A 15,722-nucleotide genomic window follows, 5' to 3' on the forward strand; every position below is an offset into this window, starting at 1 on the left:
ATAGAGGGGGAGCGTTTATGCATATTGAAGACTTAAAGATTCTAGTTTGTGATGACTCTATGCTTGCAAGAAAGCAATTAAAAGATATAATTTTAACAATTGGCACTCCTATCTTCATTGAGGCAATAGATGGACAAGATGCTATTGATAAATATATACAGGAAACCCCTGATTTGGTGTTTCTAGATATAGTTATGCCACGTAAAGATGGTATTGAGGCCGTCAAAGAAATACGAGCATTTAATTCAAATGCTTCTATTATTATCGCTTCTTCCGTTGGTACGCAATCACAGTTAAAAACTGCAATTGAAGAAGGTGCAAAAGATTTTATACAAAAACCTATAGATCGAAATCAAGTCATAGAAGTAGTAGAAAAGTTCCTTGAAGGGAGATAATATATGTACAGTCAATTTTTTGGAAATTTTCTCTTGGCGAATAAATATGTCACAACAAATCAACTTTTTGAAGCAATGCAAAAACAATCTAACGGTCGAATCAAATTAGGCACTCTTGCTATTTCTGAGGGGCTTATGACAGCCGAAGAAGTTGATGAAGTTATTATTTCACAAACGCATGAAGACAAAAAATTTGGTGAATTAGCAGTTGAACAGGGCTTTTTAACTAACGATGAGGTTATCAAATTATTAAAAATTCAGGTACCATCGTTTCTTCAGCTTGCGCAAATTTTTGTTGATGAAGAAATTTTAACAAACCAAGATTTAGAAAATATTATTACGGAGTATAGATCAGAAAGCGAAATATATGATTTAGATTTTACAAATGAAGATCAAAAAGATACTATCGAAAAATTATTTGATAATTTTTTTGTCATGTCAGAGACTCCACTATCTTCTCATGGAAAAATGTATCTTGAGCTTTTATTTAATAATTTTATTCGATTCATTGGTGAAGATTTTACGCCTTTAGATGGTAGTGTTATTGAAGAATTTGCTCCTGAAAAATGTGTACGCCAAAAAGTTCTAGGTGGCTATTCTATTTGTACATACTTAGACATGGATGAAGAAACTGCTGTAGAATTTGCCTCGAGATATGTTGGAGATAATTTTGAAGAATTTGATGAGTATGTTCAAGCTTCTCTTGAAGATTTTTTAAATCTTCATAACGGTGTTTTTATTGTTAATGTATCAAATGAAAGCAATGAAGAACTTGAATTAGATGTTCCAGAACAAATAGAGGAACCATTATTAGAATTTGAAGCAAAGACTTATCTTTTTTCTGTGATGTACTCATTTGGAGTCGTTAATATTGTTTTAGAATTAACAGAAGGAGATTTATAATAAAAAAGCCCTCCTTACTAGAATTATCAAAAGTTATCTAAGTTTATTCTTTGAAAAACTTTATTTCTAGCAAGGAGGGAATATTTTTGTGTATTATATTATATATAATTTTTTAGTTATTACTTTAAGAAATCCTTTACAAATTCTGGCATTTGCTCCACTTCACAAACTTTATCATGTAAAATTTTCGCATTTCTTATTTCTTCAATAGCATTTGGAACTTTCACATTTGCAATTTTACTTAACTCATCAACTAATTCAAAATCAGATAATGCACTATATTTATCCTTATCAATAGCTTCCATTACACTTCGCGAAAATTTGAATGGACTAGCAGTTGATGCAATAACAGTTTTGGTAGCTGTGTCAGATGTTTCTTTTTTATATTTTTCAAAAACGCCTGCTGCTACTGCTGTATGTGTATCAATAACATATCCTGTATTTTCATATAAATTTTTTATTACTTCTGCTGTCTCTTCTTCGCTTGTAAAATTACCGTAAAAATCCTTTAATTCTGATTTCATTTCATCAGAAATTTCATAATATCCGTTAGATCTTAATTCAGACATAAATCTAGAATTTTCTTCAGCACTGTTTCCTGTAATTCTATAAATTAATCTCTCTAAGTTAGAAGAAATTAAAATATCCATTGAAGGAGAATTTGTTAAAATAAATTCTCTATTTTTATCATATTTACCAGTTTTAAAGAAATCATATAAAACTTTATTCTCATTTGATGCACAAATCAATTTAGCAATAGGAATACCCATATTTTTTGCATAAAAAGCTGCTAAAATATTTCCAAAATTACCTGTTGGAACTACAACATTTATTTTTTCATCTTTATCAATTACATTATTGGCATATAATTTAGCATATGCATATACATAATATACAATTTGTGGTACTAATCGTCCTATGTTAATTGAATTAGCAGATGAAAATTGATAACCTTTTTCAGCTAATTCTTTCTTTAATTCTTCATCAGCAAACATTTTCTTAACACCAGTTTGTGCTTCGTCAAAATTACCATTTATTCCTATTACACATGTATTGTCACCCTTTTGAGTAACCATTTGTTTTTCTTGAATAGGACTAACACCATTTTTAGGATAAAAAACAATAATCTTAGTACCTTTAACACCACTAAAACCAGCTAATGCTGCTTTACCTGTATCACCAGATGTTGCAGTTAAAATAACTATATCATTTTTGATATTATTCTTTTTTGCTGAAGTAATTAATAAATGTGGCAAAATTGATAAAGCCATATCCTTAAAAGCTATTGTTGAACCATGAAATAATTCTAAATAATATGCTCCGCCTGCATCTACTAAAGGAGCAATTTCCTTTGTATCAAATTTTTCATCATACGCTTTATTTATACATTTTTTTAATTCTTCTTCTGTAAAGTCTGTAAGAAACAATTTCATAACTTCGTATGCTGTTTCTTGATAAGACATATCCTTTAATTTATCTAATGACACGTCTAATTTTGGAAGCTTATCTGGTACAAATAAGCCACCATCATCTGCTAATCCCTTTAAAATTGCTTGTGATGCTGTTAACTTTTCAGCACCATTTCGTGTACTAGAATAATATACATTCATGATTTTTACCTCTCTTAACTCTTCTTTTTTCATAACCTAAATCCAAATCGAATCTATGAAATCTATAAACATTTTTATTATACATACTCTTATAAAAAGCTGTCAACAAATAATCACGTATTAAAGTGATAAATCAAAAAAAACGTCATTTTTCTCAAAATTTTAAGAAAAAATACTTTTAATTTATGTCAAAATTATTCATAATAATAAGTAAGGAAAGGGGGAAATATAGTATGTTGCCAGGGGTTTACTTATCGTACAAAAAAGACAAAACTGCGTACTATAGAAGCAGTTTAACCTACAAAAGTAAACACATAAGTTTAGGCAGTTTTGACACCGAAAATGAAGCAAATATGGCCTATCAAGATGGTTTTTACATTTTACATGAATCTATTCCACTAGAAGAAGCCATACATTATTCAAAGGTATTAACATTTTCAAAAATTATATGTCTTGTAAATTTTAGAGACAACAATTATTATATTTCAAATCCCATCTATCTACATAAGGGATATTTTAGTTATTATTTATCCGAAAATGAAGAATATAAATTTGACATTGATGATTTGTTTTATTACACCAGTCATAAAATTCTAAAACGAAATGGTCATTTATTCGTAAATGACTACGGAATGCAAATTACTATGGCCTCACGTTACGGAATTCATTCACATGCTGTTCTTAATCGTGATTATGAATTTATAAATGGTGATATATTTGATTATCGTTATTCAAATATAAACGTTATTAATCCATACTATGGCGTGTTTAAAAAACAAAACTATATAGGTCAATTATACGAAGTCAAACTTCATTTAAATGGCAATCATCTTGTAGGTGTATACCATGACATAAACCATGCGGCCATTGCCTATAATAAAGCGATTGATTTAGCCATTCAATATGGAATAAATAAAAACTATAAGCAAAACTATATTGAATCATTATCTGCCAACGAATATGCAGATATTTACACTACTATTACGCTTTCAAAATCATTTGTAAAATTTTTAGAAAAATTTTCAACTAAAAGTCTTGAATATCTATAAGTCTTGAATATCTATAAGTCTTGAATATCTATAAATAGCCTCCTAAATGGAGGCTATTTTTTATGATATAGGACATTTCTCCAAAATTCCTATATCATATAAAAGATTATTATTTATTGTTTATATAATTTACAAGTCCTTCCGAATCAATTATTTTTTGCATAAAAGGTGGAAATGCCTGACCTTGATATTTTTTATTTGTTGTCTCATCTGTTATAATTCCAGTATCAAAATCAACTTTTACTATATCACCTGCTTTGATTTCTTTTGCAGCTTCAGCGCACTCTACAATTGGGAGCCCAATATTAATTGAATTTCTATAAAAAATTCGTGCAAATGTCTCAGCGATAACACAACTTATTCCACTAGCTTTAATAGATAGTGGAGCATGCTCTCTTGATGAACCGCATCCAAAATTTTTATTTGCAACAATAATATCTCCCTCATTCACCTTATCTACAAAATCCTTATCTATATCTTCCATACAATGTTTTGCTAATTCACTAGCTTCAGATGAATTCAAATATCTAGCAGGAATAATAACATCTGTATCTACATTATCGCCGTATTTAAATACTTTTCCATATGCTTCTTTCATTTTTCTCCTCCTAAATTTCCTCTGGATTAGTAATCTTACCTTTTATTGCACTTGCTGCTGCAACCGCTGGTGATGCCAAATATATCTCAGAATCTACATGTCCCATTCTTCCAACGAAATTACGATTTGTTGTAGAAATACATCTTTCGTTTTCTGCTAAAATTCCCATATATCCACCTAAACAAGGTCCACATGTAGGTGTACTTACTACTGCCCCAGCTTCGATAAATATTTTTAAAAGTCCTTCTTCCATTGCTTGTAAATATATTTTTTGAGTAGCTGGTAAAATAATTACTCTAACACCCTTTGCAACATGCTTACCCTCTAGAATCTTAGCTGCAATTCTTAAATCTTCCAATCTTCCATTTGTACATGAACCAATGACAACTTGATCAATTTTAATATCACCAACATTATCAACTGTTCTTGTATTGCTTGGTAAATGTGGAAACGCAACAGTTGGTTTTAACGAACTTAAATCTATTACATATTCTTCATCATACTCTGCATCCTCATCAGACTCATATACCTTATACGGACGTTTAGAATGTTCTTTCATATATTCAATTGCAACATCATCTACTGGGAAAATACCATTTTTCCCGCCTGCTTCAATTGCCATATTAGCTATCGTAAAACGATCATCCATTGAAAGATACTTAATGCCATCCCCAACAAATTCCATAGATTTATATAATGCTCCATCTACCCCAATCATACCTATAATGTGTAAAATGATATCTTTTCCACTAATCCATTTTGCTGGTTTATTTATAAGTTTAAATTTAATGGCTGATGGAACTTTAAACCATGCTTTTCCCGTTGCCATACCAGCCGCCATATCTGTACTTCCTACACCTGTTGAAAAAGCACCTAAAGCACCATAAGTACATGTATGGGAATCGGCACCGATAATAACATCTCCAGCCACTGTCAAGCCTTTTTCAGGTAGTAAAGCATGTTCTATTCCCATTTCACCTACATCAAAATAATTTGCAATATCATGCTTACAAGCAAATTCTCTAACACATTTACAATGTTGAGCTGACTTAATATCTTTATTTGGAACAAAATGATCCATAACTAATGCAATTTTATCCTTATCAAATACTCCCTCAACATTCATTTTATCAATTTCATGTATTGCAACTGGAGATGTAATATCATTACCAAGAACTAAATCAAGTTCTGCTTCTATAAGCTCACCAGCTTTTACACTTTTTAAATTAGCATGATCTGCTAATATTTTTTGAGTCATTGTCATACCCATAATCTAAATCCTCCTGTAGTGTTTGTTAAAAAACATAATACCTATACCCAACATCACGTTCTAAATATAAATATGTACTACTAAATATTATCATACCATAAACTATAATCAAAATACATAATAAACATATTTACCATAACCACATTTTATGCTATACTATAAAAAATCACTTACACAATTTAATGCGAAAAAGCGTTAAAGTTATTGCTTTACCCAATGCAATAATCGGCTTTTATCGCGCACAATAAAAGAGAAAGGTTATAGAAAATGAATCAAAATTTATCATCTTATCGAATTTTTTATACAGTTGCGAATGCTGGCAATATTTCTAAAGCTGCAAAACAACTATATATTAGTCAACCAGCAATTAGTAAATCTATTCAAAAGTTAGAAGAAACATTAGGTTGCAAACTGTTTTCTAGAAGTTCAAGGGGTGTTATTTTAACCGAAGAGGGTGCACTTATATACACTCATGTTAAAGAAGCATTTGAGACTCTTGATATAGGTGAAGAAAAACTTAGACGCTCTCTCGAATTAGGTATGGGCCATTTAAAAATTGGTGTTAGTTCAACTCTATGTAAAAGTATGCTTATGCCTTATTTAAAAGCTTTTATTGAAACTCACCCCCACATTAGTATATCAATCAACTGTCAATCAACTAATGAAACCTTAGATCTTCTTGATGACAACAAGGTAGACATAGGGCTAGTAGGTAAACCTAACAACTTAAGAAATATTGAATTTTATTCTATTGATAAAATTAAAGATATTTTTGTTGCTAAACCTGAATACCTCAAAAACTTAAGTAGACGTGGAATTCCTCAGGAAAAATATTTAGCTAATTCAACACTAATGTTACTTGATAAAAATAATTTTTCTCGTCAATACATTGACGAATACTTAAGAATCAATCATATTAACACTAATGAATCAATAGAGATTTCTTCGCTTGATTTACTTACTGATTTTGCAAAAATAGGTGTTGGAATTGCCTGTGTTATTAAGAATTTTGTAAAAGATGAACTTGCAACTAATGAATTAGTTGAAGTTCCATTTGACTTAAAAATTCCAAAACGTGAAGTTGGATTAGTATATAGATCAAATATCAAACATTCAAAAGCACTTGATGAATTTATTAATTTTTGTAAGGAACTTCACTCAACAAAAATGGAATCATAATACAAAATATATAGCATAAAAATACTTTATAAACATACTATTTTAAATATAAATACTATTTAAAAAATATTATAAAATAAAAAACTAAATAACATAAAAGGACGAAACATACTATGTTTTCGCCCTTTTTTTTATAATAAACAGAAAGAATATAAATTATTTATTTTACGACCATGTTCTTTAATATAAGCTAAGCTAATATTTGTTTTTGAAAGTTTATATTCACTCATTAAACTACCATTATATGAATTTGGAAATGATAAATAATAATTTTTATTAAATTTATAAATTATAGATTTTAATAATTGATTATCATTTTTATCTATAAATTTGGCAACTTTACAAATATTATCTATCGAATTACATTTATATAATACTCTAGTCTTTGAAATCCTTTTATCTGATGCCCTATTATACAAATCTTCTTCTATATCATTCTCAAAAATATCAAAATCATCGTTATTCTTTTCTAACTTATTTGGTTTATCTTCTTCTAAAAAATCTATCATTCTTCCACATAATAGTTTACTTTCAAATTCATTCCAGAAAAAATCTTCAAGCATATCAAAATATTTAATATCCGATAAAGATGTATCTTTCTGGCTATATCCAGTAACAAGACCTAATTTTTGAGAAAACTTACTCTTTATTGACATTATTCCAAATAAATCACGAAAAATAACTTTGTTAATTTCATCTATACTTTTACTTTTTTCTACAAATCTTCTATCCACATCAATACTAACTAAAAGTTCCATTTTTCTTGTTTCATTAATAATATTTTTAATTCCTCTTTTGTTAGAATACGATATAGCTAAAACAGGTTTACCTGCTAAATCTTTAATACCGTAAATTGATGTTAATTCCTCTAAGGAATCTTTAAAAGCTTCTGGATTTTCTATTAAATGTGAAAAAATATATGAATCATTACTAATGTCCGTCGTTCTAGAAAATTCATATTGTCCTACAATATTCTTTGCAATTTTAGCAACTTCATCTGAAATAATCTGATTTCCTAATTTGCTAAATCGTCCTAAACGAGCCTTTGTAGTTGACCTATAATATTTCTTTATTTCTTTTTTTAATACTTCTCCTGAAATATTATCATCTATTGCTGTATCAAATTCATTTTCATATACATATAGAAAATTAATCTGATTTTTTTTATCATTTTTATCTGTGATATTTATCTTTACCATATTTATACAACACTCTTTATTACTAATAACTATAAAACTTATTTGGGGTACTTTTACTTCATCTCTTAAATATAATTTCTTAGTACGTTATATTACTCTTTAAAAAGATAATTTTTATTTTTATCTTCACTAATAGTAAATGTGATTTTTCTCTCATTTACTTCATCATGAACTAATAATTTTATTTTTTTCTTAATCTCTATTTTTTCTTTAACATTCTTGATATTTTCAATCATCTTAAAAATTGCCATAATATCATCATATGTATTGATAGTATGATTAAAAACAAAATCCCATCTTTCATGTTGACTTTTTTCTAATTTACTATCAGTTACACTTTTTTTAATGTTGTCCTTCTTTTGTTTGTTTAAATTAGTATCTTCCACAGAATTGACTAATTCCGTATTAAAATCATATGAAACATTATCAAATGAATTCCCTTTGGTTGAAAATGCTGACTTTTTATTATATGATTGTGTACTCATTCTTTACCTCTATATCAAAAAATTTCTTTACTAGTGTCTCAAATAGATTAACATCTTTTTTATGGTAAATCTATACAAAAAATGACTTTTTTTTAGGTTATAATTAATAAACACTTGTATTATTTTTACATATAAAATTGTACAGTGCTAAAAATTATATGTGCTAATTCCATAATGATTTTTTACTATGGCAGATAATAATATTTTTATATGATACTAACTCGATAAAAATTGAAGCGTTTGAAGGCAAAAAATTCCCTGTTACTTTCTAATACTATCTAGGACTTCTTCATATTCAATAACCCTTACTAAATCTGCCCCCCTAACTGCTATTACTTTTGCTATTTCATTATAATATTTTCCATCTGTATAATCATTCAATTCAAGTAACCATTTTATTTCACTCATCGTAAACTCCTTATATTTCTTAGGATTATTCAGCACCGTACTAGACCAATTATTATCACTCATTCGATAAACACCCATAATTTTTGAAAAATAATGGAACTTACCCCTTAATGAAATCGTAATAAATAATAAATAATCCGCTGTTTTAGCATATTTTGAAAAATACGGTAACGGTAACACTTTTTCCTTATTAAATACAACCGTTGCAGTATCTATTCTAGTTGCTGATTTACTAATACAATATGAAGTATCATAATCCTTTTCTTCTAGTTCTCTGCCACCATGTTCTATAAAATCTCCGTTTTTCGTTTTTAACAATGCCTCATGAAACGTACCAGCTACATCAGGATTTCCTTCCATGTAACTAACTTGTATTTCTAGTTTATTCTCATCTGTCCAATAATCGTCGCCCTCACACCATGCAATATATTTTCCTCGTGATTTTGGATATACTATTTTTTCCATAATGTTAACTTCTAATGAATTAATATTTCTTTTTTGATATACTGGATATACAATTTCCGGATATACCTTCTGATACTCTTCTATTACTTTTGCTGACAAATCTGTTGAACAATCATCATGAATTATAATTTCAAATGGAAAACTCGTTTTTTGCATTAAAGCACCATTTAACATTTCCTGTAAAAATAATTCGTGATTGTATACTAACGTACATACAGAAACAAGTGGCTCTGTTTTAACCCACTTTGACTTATCTACTTTTACAATATGTTTTTTTATATTCTCAATAAAATCGTAATCATAAGTATCAGCCTTATATTTATACTCTTTTATTCCTTTTTTTATATCCTCCTTACATGTTATAGTCGTATTAAAACTAGTACATTTTTCTTGTTCGTTTGTTGTTAATGTCAGTGTTGGTACAACAGCATTTACCAATTTAGCAAAATAATTTATTCCTCCGAAATTCACAACATAATATGGCTTTACTTCTCGAATATAATCTATTAACATATCCATCTGTAATGTTTCTTCTACTAAATTCTGTACAGAGATATACTGAACTTTTACATTATCAAAAAACAATTCTTCTTTCTCTTCTAAAATATCTTTTTCTTTAAAAAAAGGTAATAATAGCGGCATTGTATTATTTTCTGTCACATAATCATTTGTATTTATTACAATTATATTTTTTCCACATATTTCATACATTTGTTTACATACTTCTTTTAAATTATCTAAATCAATCTCATCTTCCATTTTGGATATGATAATAACTGTCATATTATTTTCTCTCAATTCATATCTTAAATGGGTAGTATTTACATTTTTTTTCTCTCTACATAAATTGTAAATTTTTGTATCAATTTCATCAAAAATATTATTACTTCTTTCTGAAACTATACACGGATTTTCTATTTGCATAGATCTTGCCTGCAAAAACATATGAACTAATTCCTTATAATCATTTAATTCTTTTATTTCCAACAGAAAATCACAATAATCTTCTAAATATCCTGTTAGATATACAAGCAACTGTTTATATAATAAACGCATTTGTCTATTAATATCTTTTTCTTTTTCAATTTCTTCATCTGTACTATTTTTTGCTTTACAGATTTTTCTAATATCAGTTATTATTTCTTTTTTTTCAACCTGATTGAGTACCTTTTTGTTGAGTATCTCTAACATTTCTAACGAGTTGAATTCTTTTTTTAATATTTTTTTCTTAATTAACTCTTTATATTCATTCCACAACAAACAATCACCCCCAAAAGCGTTCAACACTTTTCCAAACTCATATTTCACATACTAAACATTATATCGGAAAAAAATATTAAATCCCCCATTCTAAATACAAATTATTAGAATGAGGGACTTACATTTTACGTCATTGTTATTTGTTCTTTATATTTACTGTTTTACTAAATTTATATTTTTGTAGCATTATTTTATGTACATTGTTATTTCATTACAATATTAACAATTTTTCCTGGAACATAAATCTCTTTAATGATATTTCCTGTTAATTTATCCTTGATTTCTTCTTTAGCTTTTGCTAAAACTTCATCCTTAGGATCTTTCTTATCAATTGAAATTGTTCCTTTTGTTTTACCATTAATCTGAACAGCAATTTCAACAACTGACTCTACTGTTTTAGCTTCATCATATGTAGGCCATGGTTGCTGATATAATCTGTTTCCTGTTCCAATCTTTGACCAGATTTCTTCTGTAATATGAGGTGCAACTGGGTTTAACAATGTAATAAATGTAGACAATTCAGCTTTTGTAATTGATTTTTTCTTTGTAAAATCATTAAGAATTGTCATAAGTGCTGCAATACCTGTATTGAATTTAAGGTTTTCAAAATCAGAAGATACTTTCTTGATTGTCTGATGCATTTTTGTTTCTAAATCTTTAGAATATACATCTTCATCTGTCATGATATCCTGTAATTTCCATACACGCTCTAAGAATCTTCTACAACCTTTAACACCATCATCTGACCATGATGCAGCTAAATCAAATGCACCAATAAACATTTCATATGTTCTTAGTGTATCTGCACCAAACTCTTCTACAATGTCATCTGGATTAATTACATTTCCACGTGATTTAGACATTTTTTCACCATTCTCACCTAAAATCATACCATGTGATGTACGTTTTTGATAAGGCTCTGAAGTTGGTACAACATCTTTATCAAATAAGAATTTGTGCCAAAATCTAGAATATAATAAGTGAAGTGTAGTATGTTCCATACCACCATTATACCAATCTACTGGCAACCAATATTTAAGTGCTTCTGGATCAGCTAAGAATTCATCATTGTGTGGATCTGTATAACGTAAGAAATACCATGATGATCCTGCCCACTGTGGCATTGTATCAGTTTCACGTTTAGCTGGTCCGCCACAACATGGACAAGTTGTGTTAACCCAATCTGTCATTGCTGCAAGTGGTGATTCTCCATTATCAGTTGGCATATAACTTTCAACTTCTGGTAATAATAATGGAAGATCCTTTTCATCTAGAGGAACACATCCACATTTTTCACAATGTACAACTGGAATTGGTTCACCCCAATAACGTTGACGTGAGAATACCCAATCTCTTAATTTGTAATTAACTTTAGCTTCACCAATCTTATTTTCATTAAGATATTCAATCATTTTTTCTTTAGCATCTTTAACTGAAAGACCATTTAAGAAATCTGAATTGATCATTACACCTGTTGCAACATCTGTGAATGCTTCTTTATCAATATCAACAGCTTCTCCGTCTTTTGAAACTACTTGTACAATAGGTAAATTGAATTTCTTTGCAAAATCCCAGTCTCTTTGATCATGTGCAGGAACAGCCATAATTGCACCTGTACCATAGCTCATTAATACATAATCTGATACCCAAATAGGAATTTCTTTTTTGCTAACTGGATTTACTGCAACTAAACCATCTACTGCAACACCTGTTTTATCTTTTGCAAGTTCTGCACGCTCAAAATCAGATTTTTTAGAAGCTTGTTCTCTGTATTTTTCAATTTCATCCCAGTTTTTAATATCATCTTTATATTTATCTAAATATGGATGTTCTGGAGATACAACCATGTATGTTGCTCCAAATAAAGTATCGCAACGTGTTGTATAAATGCGTAATTTGTCTTCTTTCCCTTTAATAGAAAAATCTACTTCAGCACCTTTAGAACGACCAATCCAGTTTCTTTGAGATGTTTTTACTCTTTCAATATAATCAACATCATCTAATCCTTTAAGAAGTTTATCTGCATACTCTGTGATTTTTAACATCCACTCACTTTTAACTTTTCTAACTACAGGAGTACCACATCTTTCACATGCTCCTCCAACAACTTCTTCGTTAGCAAGTCCTACTTTACATGATGGACACCAGTTAATTGGCATTTCTTTCTTATATGCAAGACCATCTTTAAATAATTTTAAGAAAATCCACTGTGTCCATTTATAATAATTAGGATCCGTTGTATCGATTTCTCTATCCCAATCGAATGAATATCCTAAAGAATGTAATTGATGTTTAAAATGTTTAATGTTTTGTTCTGTTACAATTTTAGGATGAATTTTATTTTTGATAGCATAGTTTTCTGTTGGTAAACCAAATGCATCCCATCCCATTGGATATAAAACATTATATCCTTGCATTCTTCTTTTTCTTGCAACGATATCAAGTGCTGTATAAGGTCTTGGATGACCTACGTGAAGTCCCTGTCCTGATGGATATGGAAATTCTACTAAAGCATAATATTTTGGTTTAGAATAATCATTTGTAGCAGCAAATGCTTTCTCATTATCCCAAACATCTTGCCATTTTTTTTCGACAACTTTGTGATTATATAATTCTGTCATTTTTTCCTCCTTGATTTGTGTTAAAACACATATTAAAAAACGCCCCTTACATCAATAAAAATGTAAGAGGCGAAGTAATCTATTCTCCGTGGTACCACTCTAATTCATATCACAACGATATGCACTCAACTTCCTATAACGTGGAACAATCCGCTTTCTCCTACTATCATTTCAAAGAAAGAGCTCCTAGGCGAGTTCAAAGTTAGCAAATATTACCTTCCACCAAACGATAACTCTCTGAAAAATTGCACTCTTCTACTACTCCTATTCAAAGCTTTAACTAATTAAATTACAATCACTAATAATGATATACATTTATTTATTTTTTGTCAAGATTTTTTTAGAAAAACAAATATAATATTAATAATTATTAAAACAATTGCACCAATAACAATACTACAAATAGTAAAAAACAGAGTAAGTTTAATTTAACTCACTCTGTTTATAATATATTTCATTTATTCTATTTGCATAAATTAGTTATTAATTAATTTTGATCCATCATCATTCCAGCTGTATAATTTACGGATTTCTTCACCAACTTTTTCTGTTGGATGCTCAGCTGCTAATTTTCTCATAGCTTTGAAGTGTACCTGACGACCAGCTGGTGACATATCCAATAAGAAGTCTTTAGCAAATGTTCCATCTTGAATATCTGATAAAATTTGTTTCATTGCTTTCTTAGTATCTTCTGTTACAATCTTAGGACCTGTAATATAATCACCATATTCTGCAGTATTAGAAATTGAATATCTCATTCCTGCAAAACCTGACTGATAAATCAAATCAACGATTAATTTCATTTCATGAACACACTCAAAATAAGCATTTCTTGGATCATATCCTGCTTCAACAAGTGTTTCAAAACCTGCCTGCATTAATGCACAAACGCCACCACAAAGTACAGCCTGCTCACCGAATAAATCAGTTTCTGTCTCTGTTCTAAATGTTGTCTCTAACAAACCAGCTCTTGCTCCACCTAATCCAGCACCATAAGCTAATGCTAAATCAAGAGCTTTACCTGTAGCATCTTGATATACAGCTATTAAACAAGGCGTTCCTTTTCCTTCTAAGTACTCAGAACGAACTGTATGACCTGGTGCTTTAGGAGCGATCATTGTTACATCAACGTCCTTTGGTGGTTCAATACAACCAAAATGGATATTAAATCCATGTGCAAACATTAACATGTTACCTGGCTCAAGGTTAGGCTCGATATCTTTTTTATACATATCAGCCTGTTTTTCATCATTGATAAGAATCATGATGATATCTGCTAATTTAGCTGCTTCTGCAGTGTTATATACTTTTAAGCCCTGTGCTTCGGCTTTTGCTTTTGATTTTGACCCTTCATATAAACCAACAATTACATCACAACCAGATTCTTTAAGGTTAAGTGCATGTGCATGTCCTTGGCTACCATAACCAATAATAGCAATCTTCTTACCTTCTAGTAGTGATAAATTACAATCTTCTTCATAATACATTTTTGCTTCTGACATTTTCATATTCCTCCTAATATTTAATATTAATCCAAGAAAACAACATCTCCTGAACCTCTAGTCAAACCGGTTATACCAGTTCTTGCAATCTCAAGTATTTCATATCCTTCTAATAAATCTAGAAAAGCACTAAGCTTTCTCTTTTTTCCTGTCAACTCAATTATCATTGAATCTACAGTTACATCTACTATTTTTCCTTGAAAAACATTTGTAATACTAATGAGATTTTGTCTTTGTTCTGCAGTAACCCTAACTTTAATTAAAATTAGTTCTCTCGTTACTGATGAAGATGGTTTAAGAATTTTTATATCTAACACATCTTCAAGCTTTGCTAGCTGTTTTTCAATTTGTTCTAATACAGGCTCCTCACCGCTAGCAACAATTGTAATCCTAGTATATCTTGGATCTGCTGTCACTCCTGATGAAAAACTATCAATATTATACCCTCTTCTACTAAACAACCCTGAGATTCTACTTGTTACTCCTGGATTATTCTCAACTAAAAGTGATAATACTTGTTTTCTCATATAAAACAACCTTCCATTTTTATTATTCACTCACACAATCACATCATAGACCTATAACTTTAATTTGTCAATAGGTTAAACTGTTATAATTTAAAGTAATAGTATTTTTTGTGTGTAAGTATAATATTTAGTAATAGTATTTATAAACAGATGTAATAATACTTCTTATTTATCTTACTATTATATCTATTATACAGTATTTTCAGTTTTTTGAAAATATTATTTTTTACAAAAAAGAGTCCCAATAACTT

Annotated in this window: 13 protein-coding genes and 1 other annotated feature; of the genes, 4 read left to right on the forward strand and 9 right to left on the reverse strand. The window is 29.2% G+C overall.

Translation table 11 applies throughout. The features are described from left to right. Window positions 1-17 precede the first annotated feature (17 nt). Window positions 18-395 (forward strand): response regulator, encoded by a 378-nt coding sequence (locus tag BMY79_RS02085; protein ID WP_022747874.1) that lies wholly within the window; start codon window positions 18-20, stop codon window positions 393-395. A gap of 3 nt (window positions 396-398) precedes the next feature. Next, complete coding sequence (locus tag BMY79_RS02090) at window positions 399-1,298, forward strand: hypothetical protein (RefSeq protein WP_022747876.1); 900 nt, start codon at window positions 399-401, stop codon at window positions 1,296-1,298. Between the two features lie 119 nt (window positions 1,299-1,417). Here the strand turns inward: BMY79_RS02090 and thrC are convergent, their stop codons facing one another. Next, window positions 1,418-2,908 carry a threonine synthase gene (gene thrC / locus BMY79_RS02095; protein WP_074730354.1) on the reverse strand — a complete coding sequence of 497 codons (1,491 nt, stop codon included), beginning with the start codon at window positions 2,906-2,908 and terminating at the stop codon, window positions 1,418-1,420. Window positions 2,909-3,141: 233 nt separating this feature from the next. Between thrC and BMY79_RS02100 the strand changes: the two genes are divergently transcribed. After that, window positions 3,142-3,957: a hypothetical protein gene (locus BMY79_RS02100; protein WP_022747879.1), complete on the forward strand. Its 816-nt coding sequence runs from the start codon at window positions 3,142-3,144 to the stop codon at window positions 3,955-3,957. Between the two features lie 109 nt (window positions 3,958-4,066). Here BMY79_RS02100 and leuD read toward each other — a convergent pair whose 3' ends face one another. Together leuD and leuC are read right to left on the reverse strand one after the other, a co-directional pair. Further along, window positions 4,067-4,555, reverse strand: a complete 489-nt coding sequence (gene leuD, locus BMY79_RS02105) for a 3-isopropylmalate dehydratase small subunit (protein ID WP_027421756.1) — start codon at window positions 4,553-4,555, stop codon at window positions 4,067-4,069. 10 nt (window positions 4,556-4,565) lie between these two features. Further along, window positions 4,566-5,825 (reverse strand): 3-isopropylmalate dehydratase large subunit, encoded by a 1,260-nt coding sequence (gene leuC, locus BMY79_RS02110; protein WP_074730355.1) that lies wholly within the window; start codon window positions 5,823-5,825, stop codon window positions 4,566-4,568. Between the two features lie 267 nt (window positions 5,826-6,092). Between leuC and BMY79_RS02115 the strand changes: the two genes are divergently transcribed. Continuing rightward, window positions 6,093-7,004 (forward strand): LysR family transcriptional regulator, encoded by a 912-nt coding sequence (locus tag BMY79_RS02115; RefSeq protein ID WP_022747883.1) that lies wholly within the window; start codon window positions 6,093-6,095, stop codon window positions 7,002-7,004. Window positions 7,005-7,135: 131 nt separating this feature from the next. Here BMY79_RS02115 and BMY79_RS02120 read toward each other — a convergent pair whose 3' ends face one another. The 6 genes from BMY79_RS02120 to ilvN form a co-directional block, all read right to left on the reverse strand. Then, window positions 7,136-8,203, reverse strand: coding sequence for an adapter protein MecA (locus tag BMY79_RS02120; protein WP_022747885.1), 1,068 nt, complete (start codon window positions 8,201-8,203; stop codon window positions 7,136-7,138). 92 nt (window positions 8,204-8,295) lie between these two features. Further along, entirely contained in the window at window positions 8,296-8,688 is a 393-nt protein-coding gene (locus tag BMY79_RS02125) for a hypothetical protein (RefSeq protein ID WP_022747886.1), read from the reverse strand. Window positions 8,689-8,949: 261 nt separating this feature from the next. Further along, complete coding sequence (locus tag BMY79_RS02130) at window positions 8,950-10,821, reverse strand: glycosyltransferase family 2 protein (protein ID WP_143065806.1); 1,872 nt, start codon at window positions 10,819-10,821, stop codon at window positions 8,950-8,952. 203 nt (window positions 10,822-11,024) lie between these two features. Further along, window positions 11,025-13,442: a leucine--tRNA ligase gene (leuS, locus tag BMY79_RS02135; RefSeq protein WP_022747891.1), complete on the reverse strand. Its 2,418-nt coding sequence runs from the start codon at window positions 13,440-13,442 to the stop codon at window positions 11,025-11,027. A 62-nt stretch (window positions 13,443-13,504) separates the two neighbouring features. Further along, window positions 13,505-13,723, reverse strand: a binding site (T-box leader). 195 nt (window positions 13,724-13,918) lie between these two features. Further along, complete coding sequence (gene ilvC / locus BMY79_RS02140; RefSeq protein ID WP_278242769.1) at window positions 13,919-14,962, reverse strand: ketol-acid reductoisomerase; 1,044 nt, start codon at window positions 14,960-14,962, stop codon at window positions 13,919-13,921. A gap of 8 nt (window positions 14,963-14,970) precedes the next feature. After that, window positions 14,971-15,471: an acetolactate synthase small subunit gene (gene ilvN, locus BMY79_RS02145; protein ID WP_022747894.1), complete on the reverse strand. Its 501-nt coding sequence runs from the start codon at window positions 15,469-15,471 to the stop codon at window positions 14,971-14,973. Window positions 15,472-15,722: the final 251 nt, after the last annotated feature.

This window comes from Lachnobacterium bovis (genome assembly GCF_900111325.1).
In the GTDB taxonomy this organism is placed as follows: domain Bacteria; phylum Bacillota; class Clostridia; order Lachnospirales; family Lachnospiraceae; genus Roseburia; species Roseburia bovis_A.

Coding starts and splice junctions, on each gene's coding strand:
- BMY79_RS02100 (WP_022747879.1), top strand. CDS start 3,142: ATGTTGCCAGGGGTTTACTTATCGTACAAAAAAGACAAAACTGCGTAC.
- ilvN (WP_022747894.1), bottom strand. CDS start 15,471: ATGAGAAAACAAGTATTATCACTTTTAGTTGAGAATAATCCAGGAGTA.
- leuC (WP_074730355.1), bottom strand. CDS start 5,825: ATGGGTATGACAATGACTCAAAAAATATTAGCAGATCATGCTAATTTA.
- BMY79_RS02085 (WP_022747874.1), top strand. CDS start 18: ATGCATATTGAAGACTTAAAGATTCTAGTTTGTGATGACTCTATGCTT.
- BMY79_RS02120 (WP_022747885.1), bottom strand. CDS start 8,203: ATGGTAAAGATAAATATCACAGATAAAAATGATAAAAAAAATCAGATT.
- BMY79_RS02115 (WP_022747883.1), top strand. CDS start 6,093: ATGAATCAAAATTTATCATCTTATCGAATTTTTTATACAGTTGCGAAT.
- BMY79_RS02090 (WP_022747876.1), top strand. CDS start 399: ATGTACAGTCAATTTTTTGGAAATTTTCTCTTGGCGAATAAATATGTC.
- leuS (WP_022747891.1), bottom strand. CDS start 13,442: ATGACAGAATTATATAATCACAAAGTTGTCGAAAAAAAATGGCAAGAT.
- BMY79_RS02125 (WP_022747886.1), bottom strand. CDS start 8,688: ATGAGTACACAATCATATAATAAAAAGTCAGCATTTTCAACCAAAGGG.
- leuD (WP_027421756.1), bottom strand. CDS start 4,555: ATGAAAGAAGCATATGGAAAAGTATTTAAATACGGCGATAATGTAGAT.
- thrC (WP_074730354.1), bottom strand. CDS start 2,908: ATGAATGTATATTATTCTAGTACACGAAATGGTGCTGAAAAGTTAACA.